The organism is Alkalibacterium sp. m-11 (genome assembly GCF_054658155.1).
Genome location: NZ_BAAGIR010000525.1, coordinates 1 through 255 on the forward strand (window position 1 = coordinate 1; position 255 = coordinate 255).

Sequence of the window (255 nt, forward strand, 5' to 3'; positions counted from 1 at the left end):
GATCTTCCGTTCAACTAATTGGGGCGTTTCGTCCGCTGATTCCACAAGAATGGATATAAAATATTTTCCCGATTTATTCATTGATATCGTACATGATTTAATCTTGCCTTGAAAAGTACGATGCTGGACAAGCTTTACACATCCGATTTTAGGCAGTTTGATCTTACCATCTTCAATTCGGATATTTCCCCCTTGATTGTTGGTGGTATAACTCGCTTTTGAACGGTGTTTGGATTTGAATTTTGGAAATCCAAT

The 255-nt window shown here is 37.6% G+C and carries 1 pseudogene; it reads right to left on the reverse strand.

Annotated features, from left to right (window positions below):
* Nucleotides 1-255: pseudogene (locus ACYQ2O_RS13445) on the reverse strand (RNA-guided endonuclease TnpB family protein); the annotation flags it as partial.